Genomic DNA, 17,725 nt, shown 5'->3' on the forward strand with positions numbered 1-17,725 from the left:
ATAGAAGTATGGCAAAATATTCAAGATTAGAAGTAGCAAATGTAATGGCGGAAACGGGAATGGTTCCCTTATTTTTTCATACCGATGTTGAATTGGGTAAAAAAGTGATCAAAGCCTGTTATGATGGTGGAGCCCGATTGATGGAATTCACCAGCAGAGGCGATTTTGCTTTTGAAGTTTTTGGTGCATTAAATAAATACGCATTAGCTGAATTGCCGGGAATGATCTTGGGAGTTGGTTCGATAACGGATGCCGCTGCTGCTTCATTGTATATGCAATTAGGAGCAAATTTTATTGTAACTCCGGTTTTGAGAGAAGATATTGCATTGGTTTGCAACCGTCGCAAAGTATTGTGGTCACCAGGTTGCGCTTCACTTACTGAAATTGCACGCGCCGAAGAATTGGGTTGTGAAATAGTAAAATTATTCCCAGGCGATGTTTACGGACCACAATTTGTCAAAGGAATCAAAGGTCCTTGTCCATGGACGAGTATTATGCCAACCGGAGGTGTTTCAACCGATAGAGACAATCTAAAAAACTGGTTTGACGCTGGAGTAACTTGTGTAGGTATTGGTTCTCAGTTGATTTCAAATGAAGTTTTGAAAAGTGAGGATTTTGATGGTTTAGAGGCAACCGTCAGAGCAACTTTAGCCACAATTAAAGAACTTAGAAGCTAATAAACAAAAATAGATGGAAAATAATTTTTCATTAAAAGGGAAAGTAATAGTGGTAACCGGCGGAACCGGAATACTCGGTGAAGCCTTTATCAATGGTATTATTCAGGCAGGAGGAGCAGTGGGAATTTTGGGCAGAAATGAGAAAATAGCCAATGAAAGAGTTCAAAATGTAATTGCCAAAGGCGGACGAGCTATCACTCTGATTGCCGATGTAACGGATGAGTTACAACTCTTAGCTGCAAAAGAAAAAATGCTTGCCGAATTTGGAAAAATTGATGGTTTGGTCAATGCGGCCGGCGGAAACCTTCCGGAAGCAGTTGTACAGCCGGAGCAGGATATTTTCAAGTTGAATGTTATTGCTTTGGAAGATGTAATGCGATTAAACCTGGTAGGCACTATTTTACCAACACAAGTTTTTGGGGAAGCTATAAAAAATGGAGTCTCAGGAAGTATCGTAAATATTTCATCGGTAGTGTCACAATTAGCGGTTACCAAAGTATTGGGCTACAGCCTAGCTAAATCTTCCATAGATTCTTATACGCAATGGTTTGCAGTGGAGCTCGCTAAACGATATGGCGATGCAATACGCATGAATTCAATTGCACCTGGATTTTTTCTTACGGAACAAAACAGAACGTTGTTGACTAACGCCGATGGGAGCTTAACGGATAGAGGGAATTTGGTACTTCAAAACACACCATTTAAACGTTTTGGAAATCCGGAGGAACTTGCAGGTGCCTTAGTTTGGTTGTTAAGTGATGCGTCAAAATTTGTTACAGGATCAAAAATTACTGTTGACGGCGGATTTACGATTTATAGTGGCGTTTAAGAAAATTCAATTTAAAATTATAAAATAAGAATGCAATAAGCGACTTAAAGAAATGCGTTTTAAAGGATTGTTCCTTATTCCTCTAATGGACTGAAATGTTAAATCGCAAAGCAGTTAAGTCGTTTATTGTGCCCTTAATTAAGCGTGTTTCCGGCTTAAAAAAATAAAACATTTTACTGCTAAAAAATAAGATTTTGGAGTATTAAAGATATAAAAAATGAAAAAATTAAACAGAATAAATACAGGATTAGAAAAATTGCAACCCATAAAAGTGGTACAATTTGGAGAAGGTAATTTCTTGAGAGCATTTGTAGATTACGCTTTTCAAAAACTTAATAAAGAAGTTGATTTCAATGCTGGTATCGCAATAGTTCAGCCATTGAAAGAAGGTATGATAAACATGATTAACGATCAAGATGGTCTTTACACTTTGTTTATGAATGGAATCAAAAAAGGCGAAAAAATACAGGATATTGAGTTAATTTCTAATATTGTAAAAGCTATAAATCCTTACACTGATTTTGCAGATTATCTAGCGTTAGCCAAAGAAGAGGAACTTCAATTTATCGTTTCAAATACTACTGAAGCGGGAATTGAATTTATCGAAAGTGATACTCCAGATATGCAACCACCGGTTGCATTTCCTGCAAAGTTGACTGTTTTATTATATGAAAGATTCAAACATTTCAATGGAGACGCTGCTAAAGGATTGACTATCATTCCTTGTGAATTGATCGATTATAACTCAGAAACTTTAAAGAAATTTATTTTGCAATACTGCGATTCATGGGAATTAGGTGTTGATTTTAAAACTTGGTTATCAGATGCTTGTACCTATCATAGTACTTTGGTGGACAGAATTGTCCCTGGATATCCAAGAGCTGAAATTGAAGAATACAATAGCAAATTAGAGTATCAAGACAATTTAATTGTCGCTGCTGAACCATTTTTCCTTTGGGCTATCGAAGGCGGTGACGCTTTAAAGCAAAAATTACCTTTCCATAAAACAAATTTGAATGTGAAGATTGTTGACGATATACGGCCTTTTAAAATGATAAAAGTTCGTATTTTAAATGGTGCGCATACCGCAATGGTCCCTTTTTCACTATTGCACGGTAACAAATTAGTAATGGAAACCGTTAACGGTAATTTTACTGGGGAATTCGTTAACAGCGTTATTGGTGAGATTAGTGCAACCCTTGATATGGATAAAAATGAAATCCTTGCCTATAATGAAGAGGTAATGGATCGATTTAAAAATCCATTTATCAAACATGCATTGGCTGATATTGCTTTAAATTCAATCTCAAAATTCAAAGTAAGAGTTTTGCCTAGTTTATTAGGATATTATAATTCGAATAAAAAATTGCCTACTAATTTGACTTTTTCATTAGCTTGTTTAATCCAATTCTACAAAGGAACTTGGAGTGACGAAGCATTACCGGTAAAAGATTCTCCAGAGGTAGTTGAAGCATTTAAAAATGCTTGGCAATTAGGATCTTTAGATTTAGTTGCGACTAAAATTTTATCTAATGACGAATTCTGGGGTGAAGATTTAACTAAAATAAACGGATTATCAAAAGCTATGGTATTGGCATTGAACGAAATTGAAGCGAATGGTATTGAAAAAGGTTTTGCCAATTTCAGTCAACAATATTAATATTTTATAAACCTATCACATTTATTAAAATGCAAAAGAAATTAATAAAAGTAAATCCTTCAGATAATGTTGCGGTAGCATTGGTGAATCTTGCAGCTGCTGAGGTTATCCACTTTGAAGGTGAAAATATCACTATCATCACTGATGTGAAAATGAAACATAAAATCGCTTTAAATGATTTGAATACCGGTGATCGAATTATAATGTACGGTGTTTTGGTGGGTAAAGCAAGTGCCAAAATTTTAAAAGGAGGTCTACTTTCTACGTTAAATGTTAAGCATGAAAGTGATAAAGTGATTGGAAAAACGGAAACTACTGGTTGGGATGTTCCCAATATTGAAAAATGGAAAGACAGAACTTTCAATGGATATCACCGGGAGGACGGACAGGTAGGGACCGAGAATGTTTGGTTGTTTTTTCCGTTAGTTTTTTGTGAAAACAGAAATATCGAAATCTTAAAGGATATTTTTGAAAAAGAATTGATGAAGCCAAAAGAAAACGATTATCAATTATTACTTCGTTCGTTAGTAAGTTCTGAAAACGGTTCCACAGAAGCGACAGGAAAGTCTGCGGAAGCTGATTTATTCAACAATATTGAAGTGAAATTCATCACGCATCAAGGCGGCTGTGGCGGAATTCGCCAAGATTCACACAGTTTGGCTAAACTTTTGGCAGGATATGTCAATAATCCAAATGTGGCTGGAGCAACGGTTTTGAGTTTGGGTTGTCAAAACTTGCAAATCCAAATCTTTAAAGACGCTTTATATGAAATTAATCCAACAAGTACCAAACCGGTTTTGATTTATGATCAGCAACAAATTGGTACCATTGAGGCAATGTTGAGCAGTGTGGTAAAAGATACTTTTGAAGCCATCAAAGAAGCAAATAAAATAGAAAGAACACCAGCGCCATTGTCTAAATTGACGATTGGCTTGGAATGTGGCGGTTCAGACGGGTTCTCAGGAATCTCGGCTAATCCAACCTTAGGTGTAACTTCTGATTTGCTCACAGCGCTAGGAGCAACAACCATTCTTTCGGAGTTTCCGGAATTATGTGGTGTGGAGCAGGAATTAGTAAACCGTTGTGTTGAAGATGAAGCTGGAGTACGCTTTTTAGAATTGATGAAATGGTATGAAAAAACGGTTGTAGATGCCGGATCTGGATTTGATATGAATCCTTCACCGGGAAATATCAAAGATGGATTGATTACGGATGCCATGAAATCAGCAGGAGCTGCAAAAAAAGGAGGAACATCTCCAATAGTAGGTGTTTCGGATTATGGAGAATACATTTCAAAACCAGGCTTGAATTTGCTATGTACGCCAGGAAACGATGTGGAATGTACAACTGCAATGGTAGGTTCCGGAGCCAATATGGTTTTGTTTACCACAGGTTTAGGAACTCCAACAGGAAACCCAATTGCTCCGGTAGTGAAAGTTTCCTCTAACTCTGAATTGGCCAGAAAAATGTCGGATATCATTGACATTGATACAGGTGGAATTATTACAGGTGAAAAAACAATTGATGAAATGGCGGATGAAATGCTGGAATTTATTATTAATGTCGCTAGTGGCGAAATTAAAACTAAAGCAGCAATTTTGAATCAAAACGATTTTATTCCTTGGAAAAGAGGCGTTTCTTTATAAAAAAACTTGTTGAGATATTAAAAGGGTAAGTTCAAAACTTTACCCTTTTTTTGTTTTAGATATTGTTTCTCAAGGATGATTTCCGAATGTGCAGAATAGGATTTAGAACAATCTTTTTTTCCATTTTAAAATCTTCCGTATTGTTCATTTGTTCCAAAAATACTTTAGCGGTCATTTTTCCCATTTCAAGAGGGGATTGATCAATTGTAGAAATGGAAAGTTCCATGAATTTTGTAAAGGGTTCGTTACCAAAACCGACTACACAAAAATCTTCCGGAATTTTAATTCCCTGTGCTTTAAGTTCTTGTATGGCACCCAATGCCGCAAAATCACTAGCAGAAAAAATAGCGTCGGGTGGGGTTTTTAATTGCAGTAATTTGTGGGTTACAGATATACCGTCTTCAATATTACTCTTTGACTGGAAAACATAAGTTTCATCAAATTCTATTCCGTGATCCAGCAGTGCCTGTTTGTATCCTTTAAAACGGTTTTCGTAAATTTCCAAAGATTGGTCTCCGGACAAATGTGCAATTCTTTTGCACCCTTCATCAATGAGATGTTTTGTGGCAATATACCCTCCTTTGTAGTCATTGATAGTTACGGAGCTCACGCCGTCAATGTTCTTTTTTCTGTCGAAAAAGATTAATGGAACATTTTTTTCGAGAACACGATGAATTATTTTTTCATTTTTCTTTGATTCATTGGTGATAGAGATCATGATACCATCTACTTGTGCGTCAAGAAGAGTATTGATATTCTCAATTTCTCTGTTTTCATCTTCATGTGTTTGGCATATAATTACATTATATTTATTGGGATGTAATTCTTCCTCAATCCCTCGTATAACAGATCCAAAAAAATTGGTATTGATGCGAGGAACAATAACTCCAATATTTCCGCTTTTTCCGCTTCGAAGCGCTAAGGCTAACCTGTTTTGTTTGTAATTCATTTTAGCTGCAGTATCCATTACAAGTTTAATAGTACTTTCACTTATTTTTGGGTTCTTATTCAAAGCTCTAGATACTGTAGCTGCAGATATATTGAGTTCTTTGGCAATATCGTAAATGGTTGTTTTTTCACTCATTATGAATCAATTGTTGTTATGAATTTGTAAAATTAATGCTTTTTTTCTTAAATATTTATTTAATGTTATCGATTGTACAAATCTTGTTTTTTTATAGGTTATGCCTAAAAAACTTCTAGTAATAATGTATTTTTAATGTTGTTTTTTTATAATAAGTGTATAAATATAGGATATTTTTTATGGTACCAACATTTTTATTGATTTTATTTTGGTTAATTGGAAATTAATATTTACGTTTGTGTAATCGATTGCATGATTTGTTTTTTTTAACAAAAAGAATGAATTTATTTTCAAGAAATTTTAATAAAAATAAATGACAAAAAAACATTTTTTTATAACAAGCTTACAACTGTCACTCGTAATTTTTTCAATGATTTTTGTTGCTTGTGGAGTAAAGCAAACGAAAACTATTGTAGGTGCTGGTCCTTGGAAAACAATGCAGTATATAATTGATAGTGTGAAGGCACCTTCTTTTAGGGATAAAATATATGTAATTACTGATTTTGGTGCTCAGTCTGGAGGTGTTTTCGACAACACTCAGGCATTTAAAAAAGCAATACAAAATTGTACTAAAAATGGTGGAGGAAAAGTTTTAGTTCCATCCGGAAAATATTTCACAGGTCCGATACATTTAGAAGATAATGTAAACCTTCATCTAGAAGAAGGCGCTGAAATTTTGTTTAGCACAAATTCTTCTGATTATCCTATAGTTCATACTTCGTGGGAAGGAACGGAATTGATGAATTACTCTCCTTTAATTTATGCTTACAAGAAAACTAATGTGGCGGTAACCGGAAAAGGAATGTTAAACGGTCAGGCCAATAATGAAAATTGGTGGTGGTGGTGTTCTAAAAAGGAATACGGATGGAAAGAGGGGAAGCCTAACCAGAACGATCCTCTCAATCGATTGCGTCTTATTGCCATGGCTGAAGAAGCAGTTCCTGTTTCGGAACGTGTTTTTGGTGAGGGACATTTTTTACGACCAAATTTTGTAGAATTTTTTGATTGTAAAAATGTACTCTTAAAAGATGTGAAAATTGTAAATGCTCCATTTTGGGTTGTTCATCCTATCAAATCGTCAAATGTAATAATCGACGGAATAACGGTTGAAAGCCACGGTCCTAACAATGACGGATGTGATCCGGAATATTCCAGAAATGTCATCATAAAAAACTGCACTTTCAATACTGGAGATGACTGTATAGCCATAAAATCAGGCAGGGATGCTGATGGTAGACGTGTGGCTATGAAAAGTGAAAATATTGTAGTGCAAAACTGCAAAATGATTGACGGTCATGGTGGAGTTGTAATAGGAAGTGAAATTTCGGGTGGAGTAAGAAATGTTTTTGTGGAGAATTGTATTATGGACAGTCCAAACCTTGATAGGGCTATTAGAATTAAAACAAATTCAAATCGAGGTGGACTCATCGAGAATGTGTTTGTAAGAAATTTAGAAGTTGGTCAGGTCAAAGAGGCTGTTTTGAAATTGAATATGTTTTATGAAGTCTATGGCGCTAAACCAGGTATATTTATACCTCAAATACAAAATATTTTTCTAGAAAATGTAACGGTAAAAGATGGTGGAATGTATGGTATCTTGGCTAAAGGCTATAAAGAATCACCTATCAAAAATGTTACTTTAAAAAATGTAAAAATTATTAAAGTAAAAGAAGCGTATTCTATCGAAAATCTTAAAGGTCTTACATTAATCGATACATATATCAACGGAGTACTTGCGGAAAGCCCTAAAAATTGAATTAAACTATTATCTATATACTAACTAACCAAATAATTAAATTATGAATTTCAGACATTTTTTTAAAAAAGGCTCAAGATGCTGCTTTGCCTTTTTCTTTTTACTGAGCCTTTTTATGGGGCATGAAATGAAGGCTCAGCAGACTTCAACAATTAGCGGTATAATCACTGATGCCGCAGGTTTAACTTTACCTGGAGTAAATGTTATTGAAAAAGGAACTCAAAACAATGCGGTAACAGATATTGATGGAAATTTTACTTTGAAACTATCAAATGCCAAAGCTATTTTACAGATTAGTTTTATAGGCTTTGAGACGCAAGAAATTAATGTTGCAGGTAAAAAAAACATAAAAGTAGCGCTTCTTGAGCAATCACAAACTTTACAAGAAGTTGTAGTTGTAGGCTATGGATCGGTTAAAAAAACTGATTTGACAGGTTCTGTAAGTACATTAGATGCTAAAACAATTACAGAAAGAAGTACTACTAACGCATTAGAAGGAATTCAGGGGAATGTTGCCGGAGTTCAAATTAATGCATCAACGGGTCGTATCGGGGATCCTTTTACTATTTCAATTAGAGGAAAAAGTACAATGAGCGGTGAAGCTTCACCATTGTTTGTGGTTGATGGAGTGCCTACTGATGGAATTGACTTTTTGAATCCGCAAGATATAGCCCGAATCGATATTTTGAAAGATGCTTCATCTACAGCAATTTATGGATCACGTGGTACAAACGGTGTCGTGATTGTGACAACAAAAGGAGGAAATACTGTAAAATCAAGCATGTCGGTTTCTTTTGATTCTTATATTGGAGGAAAAGAAGTGGCTCGATTACCTAGAATGATGGATGGTCAAAAATGGTGGTTGTATCATCAATCAGCGTATTTACCAACGGCGAAAAAAGATCCTATTACAGGAACCGTAACAGCTTCTATTTTAGACGCTACTGTACTTGGAACTCAAAACACTTTATTAGGAACCAGAGTAGCAAATAATGATACATTTGATTGGTATGATGCTGTATTAAAATCCGGTATTCAAAAAAATAATTATTTGTCAATTGCAGGCCGTAGTGATAATGGATTATCTTATAATTTAGCTGTAGGTGTTCAAGGTGAAACTGGAAATGTAGACAACGAATCATTAGATAAATATAGTTTTAAAGTAGGCTTGACTCATAAAGTAAATGATAAATTTACTGTTGGAACTAATTTAACGTTAGCTAAAACTGAACAAGAATTAGGAAGTGCTTTAGCAATGCAAGAGGCTTTTAGATTAAGTCCGTTTTATACGCCGTACGATTTAAATGGAAATTTATTTCCACTACCAGGGAAATTAACGGATGCAACAGGCGCTTTTTTGATTAATAAAACAAGTACGTATAATCCATTATTAGAAATTGCTAATAGTACTAATTCAATCAACAGATGGAATGGTGTAGGGAATTTATTCGTGGAATATAAACCAATTACTTGGCTTACCTTAAGGTCATCATACGCAGTTGGATATGATCAATTTAAAAACGGAAAATCTTGGGGAGCTTTAACTAATACAGGAGTAGCTAATAGAAATTTACCTTCGGCTTCTATTTACGAAGAAGAGAATTTTAATTCTACTTTTGATAATCAGTTTACTATTAATTATGATTTGAATAAAGATCATTCCTTTACTTTATTAGGACTACAAAGTATGTATTATGATAAAACAGAAGGATTATCTGCCAGTTCCACGGATCAGCCATTCGATCTTTCCTACAATAATTTAGGTTCTGGAAAACAATCCACTTTTTTAATAGGGTCTAGTTTTGTGAAAAGCACATTGCTATCGTATGCTTTGCGTTTAAATTATAACTTTAAAGGACGATATTTATTGACGTTATCGGACAGATGGGATGGGTCTTCAAAATTTGCTGAAAATAATAAATGGGGATCATTTCCATCAGCAGCTTTCGCTTGGAGAGTTAGCGATGAAGGTTTTATGAAAAACCAAAAAACAGTTTCAGACTTAAAAACCAGAATTAGTTATGGATTTACAGGTAACAATAAAGTTGCCGAATATTCAACTATAAACAAATTAGATCAACAAACGTATTATGATTTTAATAATACTACTGCAAATGGATGGTTGCAAGGTTCTCCTGCTAATAAAGAGTTAGGTTGGGAAAAAACAAGAGAATTTAATGTAGGATTAGATTTTGGATTCGTTAATAATAGAATTACAGGAAGTTTAGATGTTTATGACAGACTTTCTACTGATTTATTGTTGAAACAAAAATTAGTGGTAGAAAATGGATTCGCTACCTATACTAATAATATTGGATCAGTAAGCAACAAAGGGGTTGAAGTACTTGTAACTACAAAAAATATAAATACTGATTTTGTAAAATGGGAAACAACATTTATCTTTTCTACGAACAAAAATAAAATTGAATCTATTTATGATGATGTGTCTGATGATGTTGGGAATAATTTGTTTATTGGTGAATCAATAGATGCTATTTACAATTATAAATTCACTGGAATCTGGCAAGCCGATCAAAAAGCGCAAGCTGCATCTTTCGGACAAACGGAGGGACAAGCCCGAGTGGAAGATTTAAACGGAGATGGGAAAATTACCTCTGCGGATAGACAAATTTTAGGACAAGGAAATCCAGATTGGACCGGAAGTATTTCTACTAAATTAACAGTGGGTAATTTTGATTTAGCAGCTTCAGCAATTACTAGTCAAGGTGGTTATGTATACAGTCCGTTTCATGCTAATTTTACCAATACAAGTGATAGAGGTCGTCAAAAAGCAGATATCAATTGGTATATTCCTGCAAATGATGCTGGTTTACCAGCTCAAGTTTCAAACGAATATCCAATGGCTCAAAATGAGGGTACTTATTGGAATTCTAATGGTGTGGGTTACTATAGAGACAACTCATTTGTGAAAATTAAAAATATTACTCTAGGATACACTTTTAATAAAAATATCATAGAGAAATTTAAAATGAAGTATTTGCGTTTTTATGTCAATGTTCTGAACCCGTTTGTATTTACTCGTTATGACGGTTATGATCCAGAATGGGCTGCAGCAGGATTTGGTGTAGGTCGTGTAGCATCGATTACTTATCAAATGGGAATGAGTATTAAATTATAAAACAAAATCAAAATGAAAAAAATAATAGTAAGCCTGTCAATAGCTTTATTAACACTGAGTTCTTGTAGCGATTTCATAGAAGAAGATAATAGATCTAATGCAGAAACCAATGAATATCTTAAGGCATCCGGATTTGAAGCTTTAATAAATGCAAATTATGCGCAATTAAAGGATATTTATGGTGGTGAGCCATGGTTATTTGTAGCGGGTACTGACTTATATTCTGAAGGTAGAAATAGAGAACCGATAGAATTGAGTCAATACACACAACTAACTCCAGCATCTCCAAATGTTGATTACTTATATAGAGAGTGTTATAAAGCGATTCAGAGAGCTAATACCGCATTGTATTATAGTACTTTAACCGAAAAAACAACTACATTAACAACTCGTATCGGCGAAGTAAAATATTTAAGAGCAAATGCTTATTTCTTGTTGGTGCAAACCTATGGCGGTGTAAGTTTAGATACGGAGTATCATGCTTCTCCAGTGCTTTCTTTTGAAAGAAATACCGCTGAAGAGGTCTATACTTTTATTATTAAAGAATTAGAAGAATCACTTTCTTTATTACCAGCAGGTGCCTTTACAGGTCGTGTAACTAAAAGAGCTGCACAAGATTTATTAGCAAAAGTACATTTGACAAGAGGATATGAAACTTTTGGGGCAGCCAGTGATTTTACAACTGCAGCTAAATATGCAGATGCGGTCATTGCAGGAGAAACATTAACACTTAGTTATAATGATTTATGGTTTCCGTCTACTACTGCTATAGATATTAATAAAGAAACTATATTTTCAGTCCAGTTCAGCGCTGGTTCTAATGGTTCAAATCCGCAAACAACGGGTAATGGTCAAGCTAGTTATTTCAGTTCTTATTTAGGAGGTTCAGAAGTGGCTACGAAAGCACCTTATCGATCTTATACTTTATTACCAACGGATTTTGCTATAGGACTTTATGAAAAAGGTGACAAAAGATGGGAAGGAACGTTCATGACACAAGCGTATGCGACTTATTATGATTTTTATACAAAAGCAGATAAAACAGGTCTAACAGTAGCACATTTTTACGTCCCAAAATGGATGACAGATGCTGAATTAGCGGCATATAAACTGGCAAATCCTAAAGCAACAATACATTTATATGGTACTTACGGTACATCTGTTACTTTTAGTAATGATTATCAAACCATACCTGTTCGTAAATTTGATGATCCAAAAGCACCTTTTGCCACTAGCGCATCAAGTCCTAGAACAAGCACACGTGATTTTGTAGTTGCAAGATTAGGAGATACATATTTGATTGCTGCAGAGGCTTATTTGCGTATCGATGCGGCAACTGGATTAGCAAGACTTAATGAAGTAAGAAGAAGAGCCGGTGCTGTAGCAGCTACAAGCGCACAATTCAATATCGATTACATTTTAGATGAAAGAGCTAGAGAAATGCTTGGAGAATATAACCGTTGGTTCGATTTGAAACGTACCGGAAAATTAATAGAAAGAGCTTCTTTGTATAATCCAAAAATCAAAGCTTCTAACTTTGATGGAGCAAATGGACAGAAGAAAATCTTGAGACCTATTCCACAGGAAGCATTAGATTTGAACCAAAATAAAAGCTACCCACAGAATCCTGCGTACTAAATAATAAAATTAGTTTTTGATTGAATTTTTTGAGTTTGTTAAAAAAGGGGCTTGATTGGTTTTATCAAGCTCCTTTTTTTATAATGAATACATTTATCCGTAATTTTAAATAAAATGATAAAACCTTACTGTCTCATTTTGATTTTATTTACAAATTTGCTTCATTCACAGATTCAATTTCATCGCGATACTTCTTATACCGTGCAAAGCACTTTTAATAAAGACAAAATCAAGTTCCCCTTTATTGAAATCGTTAAGGAACAAGAATATGAAAGTGTGAGTCAGATACTGGAATTGATTTATAAAAAAACGAAGACAAGGGAGCTGCATTTAGATGCCTATTTTAAAAAAGGGAATTCATTAAGACCAGCTGTAGTATTGATTCATGGTGGCGGATGGAAATCAGGGAATAAATCACAGATGAAATTTTTAGCACAAGAAATCGCTTCAAGAGGATATTCTTGTTTTGCTGTTGAATACAGATTATCTCCGGAAGCAATATATCCGGCAGGAATTTTTGATGTAAAAGAAGCCATTAAATACATAAAAACGAATGCCAAAAAATTCAATACAGACCCAAGCAGAGTAGCAATATTAGGCTGTTCATCAGGCGGACAAATGGCGGCTTTGATAGGGACGACAAACGGTAATTTAGAATTTGAAGATCTAAAAAGTAATTTTAACCAAAAAGCTAATGTGCAAGCCATTATAGATATGGATGGTATTTTGGCTTTTAAACATCCGGAATCTCAAGAAGGGAAAGTTGCCGGTGAATGGTTAGGCGGAACTTTTGAAGAAAAACCGGAGATTTGGAAGCATTCATCGGCCTTGACACATGCGGACAAAAATACTCCGCCCGTATTATTTATAAACAGTGATATGGCGCGTTTTCATGCGGGACGAGAGGATATGATTACCATTTTGAAGCAAAACGGAATTTATAATGAAACTAAAGAACTACCAAATGCACCACATTCCTTTTGGTTCTTCCATCCTTGGTTTGAAAAAATTGTAACAGATACAACTGATTTTTTAGATAGAATTTTAAAATAAAAAAAATGAAAACAGTAAAAATAATAGCTTGCTTTACCTTGTTAGGAGTATTAAATGGTCAAGCCCAAAAAAAGAGTGATATAAAAACATATGCTGAAATCTCCGTAAAAGAAGGTGGCAAATGGGAAGGTAGAAAATACATTGGTGGGACTTTCAAAAATGTTGAAAAACTCAAACTAGCTCCGGAACATACGGATCATTCGTTTGATATTCGTTACGAAGGTCCAGGCTGGGAAAGCAACAAAATTGGATATCGATTGTATCTAGACTGGAGAAATGCTATTGATATTTTTGGAAAAAAAACCGAAGCAATCATTCTTCCGCAAGTTGGTAAAGATGGTTTTGATTCTTACCACGAAATGAGCGATTGGGGTTCGGATATTTTAAAAGCGGGAAAAGGAATAGGAATTGGTTCCATCGATAGATATTTAAATAAACAAAGAGTACACTTTTATGAAGTGGATTCGACCATTGCAAAAATAGAAAACAAAGCAAAATCCTCCGGCATAAAAATTAATTATTACGGATGGAAATCAGCTTCGGATAAAATTGATTTTATTTCAGAATTGACTATTAATCCTGATCAGCGTTATACTAAACATACTATTCAAGCCTCAGAGGCAATTGCTGGGATTTGTACCGGAATTGTAAAACAAAAAAACACCGTTGTACTTAAAAATGTAAGTCAAAACAAAAAATGGGCGTACTTAGCTACTTATGGTACACAGACTTTGGTGCCAGATAAATTGGGGATGGCTATTTTCTATGAAATTAAAACCATCGAATCAGAAGAAGATGCTGAATTTGACCATCTTTTGATTTTTAAACCAACAAAAAAACCTACTTCTTTTTATTTTTTAGGTGCATGGGAACAAGAAGTAAACGGGATTAAATCCAAGGAAGAATTCGTGAAATACTTAGATGAAAAATTAGCCCTTTTGAACAAAAAAAGAAAAATGTAATCCTTTACTATTATAATCCTACCATGAAAAACAATATTTTAAAACCACTAATAGCAGTCCTTTTAATCGCTTTTGTTTCATTGCAAATCAACGCACAAAATAACCAAACCATTTTAGAAAAATTAAAATGGTCGGAGCGAATGGCTTTGTCAATCATGATGCAACACAAAGAATCCTATATGATAGATGATGCCACTACCCCAAAATGGGATTATGTGCATGGTTTAGTGTTGACCTCTTTTAATGAATTGAACAAAAAACATCCAAACCAAAAATACAGTGCGTATAGTAAAACATACGTAGATAAACTAGTTCAGGAAGATGGGGTCATTGATACCTATAAATTAGATACTTACAACATAGACATGGTTGTTGCCGGTCGCTTATTATTTGATTTGTATGCAACTACTAAAGAGTCCAAATACTTAAAAGCACTTCAAACACTACGTAAACAAATAGAAGAGCAACCCAGAACAGTTAGTGGCGGTTTTTGGCACAAGAAAATCTATCCAAACCAGATGTGGCTGGATGGCTTGTATATGGGGGAACCTTTTTATGCGCAATACACTGTAATCTTCGAAGACGGAAAGTACTTGGATGATGTCGCCAAACAATTTGAATTGATTCAAAAAAACGCTCGCGATTCAAAGACAGGATTGTTTTATCATGGTTGGGATGAGAGCAAACAAATGCTCTGGGCAAACAAAATAACTGGAACTTCCCCTAATTTTTGGTCGCGTTCTTTGGGTTGGTATGCAATGGCTCTTGTAGATGTATTGGATTATTTTCCAAAAAACCATCCCAAGCAAAAAGAATTGGTGAGTTACTTGAATCAATTAGCCAATACTTTAGTGAAGTTTCAGGATAAATCCGGACTTTGGTACCAAGTTACAGACAAAGGTGCCGTGGGCGGAAACTACTTGGAAGCCTCAGGAACTGTAATGTTTACGTATGCTTTTGCAAAAGGGGTAAATAAAGGGTATTTGCCAAAAAAATTCAAAACTGCTGCTAAAAAAGCATTTTCTGGTATAACAAAACACCTAATTAAGGTTGGTCAAAATGGTGAACTTACCATCACACAAGCCTGTGCCGTAGCAGGTTTAGGAGGTAATCCATATCGTGATGGATCTTTTGAATATTATGTAAATGAAAGAAAAAAAGACAACGACCCAAAAGCTACCGGACCTTTTATTTTAGCGGCTTTAGAGTTGAATAAATAAGCTTGAATTTTAATAAATAAAACTGTTTCCTTAAAAGTTTAAAAAATGAGTTGTTTTCAAAAAATAATAATTGCGTTCGTATTTGTTTGCACTTCTGGATCAGGTCTTCAGTCACAAATATTGGGTAAAAACTGGAAAGACATTATTGCTACTGATGACAAAATTTGGTTCAGTTCCAAGGAGGCGCAAGAGATTGCCGAAAATGTGTTGCTTTACCAACGCAATATTGGCGGATGGCCAAAAAACATCCAAATGCAGAAAACACTATCAGAGGAAGAAAAACAAAAATTGGAAGCGCTCAAAACGGATTCGATGGATTCGACTACTGATAATGGTGCGACATGTATGGAAATGCTTTTTTTATCTAAAATATATGCACAAGTTCCCAATGAAAAATATAAAAAAGCATTCTTAAATGGTTTAGATTATTTGCTGGCTGCTCAATATGAAAATGGAGGATGGCCACAATTTTATCCTTTAAAAAAAGGATATTATTCGCACATTACGTACAATGATGATTCGATGGTGAATATTTTGGAAATTTTAAAAAATCTAATAGACGGAACGGATTATTATTCCATAAAACCATCGCAAGAAACGCTGTTGAGATTAAAGAAAGCTTTTGATAAAGGAATTGATTGTATCCTAAAAACACAGTACAAACAAAACGGACAGTTAACGGGGTGGTGTGCCCAGCATGATGAGTTCAATTTGCTTCCTGCTAAAGCTCGAGCTTATGAATTACCCTCATTAAGCGGAAAAGAATCGGCTAAAATAGTGTTACTTTTGATGGCTGTCGAAAATCCATCCAAAGAAATAATTACTGCAGTAAATAGCGCAGTAGTTTGGTTCGAAAAAACAAAAATAACAGGTATTAGAGAAGAGCGTCAGAGGGTTGGGGATACTAAAGTATTCAATAAAGTGATGGTGAAAGATTTAAATGCAGCTCCTCTATGGGCTCGATTTATGGAATTAGATAACAATGTTCCTTTTTTTTGTGATCGTGATGGTGTCAAAAAAGTATCTTTAGCAGAAATTGGTTCAGAGCGCAGAAATGGTTATGCGTGGTACACCAATGAACCAAAAGAGGTTTTGAAAAAGTATCCACTTTGGAAAAAAACTCACATGGTTTGGCTTGATAAATCGAGTGCAAAAAGTATTAAATCTTCAAAAAATGAGTGGTACAGTGTCGTTGCAAAGGATGGAAGCGGTGATTACAGTTCGATTCAAGAAGCAATAAACGATTCGAATTCATTTCCGTATCAAAGGAAAACTATTTTCATAAAAAACGGAATTTACTACGAGAAAGTAAAAATTCACGAGTGGAATACTAACATTTCCTTGATTGGAGAAAGTAAAGAGCAGACGATAATTACCTATGATGATTATTTTAACAAGATAAATTTAGGTAAAAACAGTACTTTTTATACCTACACGATGTTAGTAGAAGGTAAAGGTTTTGTAGCTCAAAATTTGACTATACAAAATTCCTCCGGCGAAGTGGGGCAGGCGGTAGCCTTGACTCTAAATGCTAACAAAGTATTGGTTTCAAATTGTAATATCTTAGGCAATCAAGATACTTTATACACAACCGGAAACGGGAATAAACAGTATGTAAAAGACTGTTATATCGAAGGAACAACAGATTTTATATTTGGAAGTGCGGTGGTATTATTTGAAAACTGCATACTGCATAGTTTGAAGGATTCCTATATAACAGCGGCATCTACTCCAGAAGATGTTGCTCATGGGTTTGTTTTCCAAAACTGCAAATTGACTGCTGCCGCAGGAGTTACTGCTGTTTATCTGGGAAGACCTTGGCGAATTTATGCCAAAACCGTTTTTATAAATTGCGAAATGGGCAAGCATATAAAATCCGAAGGTTGGCACAATTGGTCAAAACCAGAGGCAGAAAAAACAGCTTTTTATGCAGAGTATAATTGTAGTGGCGAAGGTTTTCAACCTGAAAAAAGAGTTTCGTGGTCACATCAATTACAAAAATCAGAGGTAAAAAAATATACAATTGAAAATATTTTGGGTTGGACTTTTCCCAAAGAATAA

General features: G+C 34.8%; 12 protein-coding genes. 11 read left to right on the forward strand and 1 reads right to left on the reverse strand.

Annotated features, from left to right (window positions below; genetic code table 11):
- The first annotated feature begins 8 nt into the window (after positions 1–8).
- The 4 genes from ACNQF6_RS06570 to ACNQF6_RS06585 all read left to right on the forward strand — a co-directional run bounded on the left by ACNQF6_RS06570 (position 9) and on the right by ACNQF6_RS06585 (position 4,812).
- Positions 9–677, forward strand: a complete 669-nt coding sequence (locus tag ACNQF6_RS06570) for a bifunctional 4-hydroxy-2-oxoglutarate aldolase/2-dehydro-3-deoxy-phosphogluconate aldolase (RefSeq protein WP_417964341.1) — start codon at positions 9–11, stop codon at positions 675–677.
- Positions 678–690: 13 nt separating this feature from the next.
- Positions 691–1,506, forward strand: coding sequence for an SDR family oxidoreductase (locus tag ACNQF6_RS06575; RefSeq protein WP_417964343.1), 816 nt, complete (start codon positions 691–693; stop codon positions 1,504–1,506).
- A gap of 217 nt (positions 1,507–1,723) precedes the next feature.
- A complete protein-coding gene (locus ACNQF6_RS06580) occupies positions 1,724–3,166 on the forward strand; it encodes a tagaturonate reductase (protein ID WP_417964345.1) in 1,443 nt (480 codons plus the stop codon).
- 29 nt (positions 3,167–3,195) lie between these two features.
- Positions 3,196–4,812, forward strand: coding sequence for a UxaA family hydrolase (locus tag ACNQF6_RS06585; RefSeq protein WP_417964347.1), 1,617 nt, complete (start codon positions 3,196–3,198; stop codon positions 4,810–4,812).
- Between the two features lie 55 nt (positions 4,813–4,867).
- Here ACNQF6_RS06585 and ACNQF6_RS06590 read toward each other — a convergent pair whose 3' ends face one another.
- A complete protein-coding gene (locus ACNQF6_RS06590; RefSeq protein WP_417964349.1) occupies positions 4,868–5,896 on the reverse strand; it encodes a LacI family DNA-binding transcriptional regulator in 1,029 nt (342 codons plus the stop codon).
- A gap of 313 nt (positions 5,897–6,209) precedes the next feature.
- Between ACNQF6_RS06590 and ACNQF6_RS06595 the strand changes: the two genes are divergently transcribed.
- The 7 genes from ACNQF6_RS06595 to pelA all read left to right on the forward strand — a co-directional run bounded on the left by ACNQF6_RS06595 (position 6,210) and on the right by pelA (position 17,725).
- Positions 6,210–7,652 carry a glycoside hydrolase family 28 protein gene (locus tag ACNQF6_RS06595; protein ID WP_417964351.1) on the forward strand — a complete coding sequence of 481 codons (1,443 nt, stop codon included), beginning with the start codon at positions 6,210–6,212 and terminating at the stop codon, positions 7,650–7,652.
- Positions 7,653–7,779: 127 nt separating this feature from the next.
- Positions 7,780–10,791: a SusC/RagA family TonB-linked outer membrane protein gene (locus ACNQF6_RS06600; protein ID WP_417964353.1), complete on the forward strand. Its 3,012-nt coding sequence runs from the start codon at positions 7,780–7,782 to the stop codon at positions 10,789–10,791.
- A gap of 12 nt (positions 10,792–10,803) precedes the next feature.
- Positions 10,804–12,429 (forward strand): RagB/SusD family nutrient uptake outer membrane protein, encoded by a 1,626-nt coding sequence (locus ACNQF6_RS06605; RefSeq protein WP_417964355.1) that lies wholly within the window; start codon positions 10,804–10,806, stop codon positions 12,427–12,429.
- 114 nt (positions 12,430–12,543) lie between these two features.
- Positions 12,544–13,482: an alpha/beta hydrolase fold domain-containing protein gene (locus ACNQF6_RS06610; RefSeq protein WP_417964357.1), complete on the forward strand. Its 939-nt coding sequence runs from the start codon at positions 12,544–12,546 to the stop codon at positions 13,480–13,482.
- 5 nt (positions 13,483–13,487) lie between these two features.
- Positions 13,488–14,444 carry a DUF4861 family protein gene (locus ACNQF6_RS06615; protein ID WP_417964359.1) on the forward strand — a complete coding sequence of 319 codons (957 nt, stop codon included), beginning with the start codon at positions 13,488–13,490 and terminating at the stop codon, positions 14,442–14,444.
- Positions 14,445–14,467: 23 nt separating this feature from the next.
- Positions 14,468–15,664, forward strand: coding sequence for a glycoside hydrolase family 88/105 protein (locus tag ACNQF6_RS06620; protein ID WP_417964361.1), 1,197 nt, complete (start codon positions 14,468–14,470; stop codon positions 15,662–15,664).
- Positions 15,665–15,709: 45 nt separating this feature from the next.
- Positions 15,710–17,725, forward strand: coding sequence for a pectate lyase (gene pelA / locus ACNQF6_RS06625; RefSeq protein ID WP_417964363.1), 2,016 nt, complete (start codon positions 15,710–15,712; stop codon positions 17,723–17,725).

The organism is Flavobacterium pasteuri, assembly GCF_048286615.1.
GTDB lineage: Bacteria > Bacteroidota > Bacteroidia > Flavobacteriales > Flavobacteriaceae > Flavobacterium.

Coding starts and splice junctions, on each gene's coding strand:
- ACNQF6_RS06570 (WP_417964341.1), top strand. CDS start 9: ATGGCAAAATATTCAAGATTAGAAGTAGCAAATGTAATGGCGGAAACG.
- ACNQF6_RS06585 (WP_417964347.1), top strand. CDS start 3,196: ATGCAAAAGAAATTAATAAAAGTAAATCCTTCAGATAATGTTGCGGTA.
- ACNQF6_RS06590 (WP_417964349.1), bottom strand. CDS start 5,896: ATGAGTGAAAAAACAACCATTTACGATATTGCCAAAGAACTCAATATA.
- ACNQF6_RS06610 (WP_417964357.1), top strand. CDS start 12,544: ATGATAAAACCTTACTGTCTCATTTTGATTTTATTTACAAATTTGCTT.
- ACNQF6_RS06605 (WP_417964355.1), top strand. CDS start 10,804: ATGAAAAAAATAATAGTAAGCCTGTCAATAGCTTTATTAACACTGAGT.
- ACNQF6_RS06595 (WP_417964351.1), top strand. CDS start 6,210: ATGACAAAAAAACATTTTTTTATAACAAGCTTACAACTGTCACTCGTA.
- ACNQF6_RS06600 (WP_417964353.1), top strand. CDS start 7,780: ATGAAGGCTCAGCAGACTTCAACAATTAGCGGTATAATCACTGATGCC.
- ACNQF6_RS06575 (WP_417964343.1), top strand. CDS start 691: ATGGAAAATAATTTTTCATTAAAAGGGAAAGTAATAGTGGTAACCGGC.
- ACNQF6_RS06580 (WP_417964345.1), top strand. CDS start 1,724: ATGAAAAAATTAAACAGAATAAATACAGGATTAGAAAAATTGCAACCC.
- ACNQF6_RS06615 (WP_417964359.1), top strand. CDS start 13,488: ATGAAAACAGTAAAAATAATAGCTTGCTTTACCTTGTTAGGAGTATTA.
- ACNQF6_RS06620 (WP_417964361.1), top strand. CDS start 14,468: ATGAAAAACAATATTTTAAAACCACTAATAGCAGTCCTTTTAATCGCT.
- pelA (WP_417964363.1), top strand. CDS start 15,710: ATGAGTTGTTTTCAAAAAATAATAATTGCGTTCGTATTTGTTTGCACT.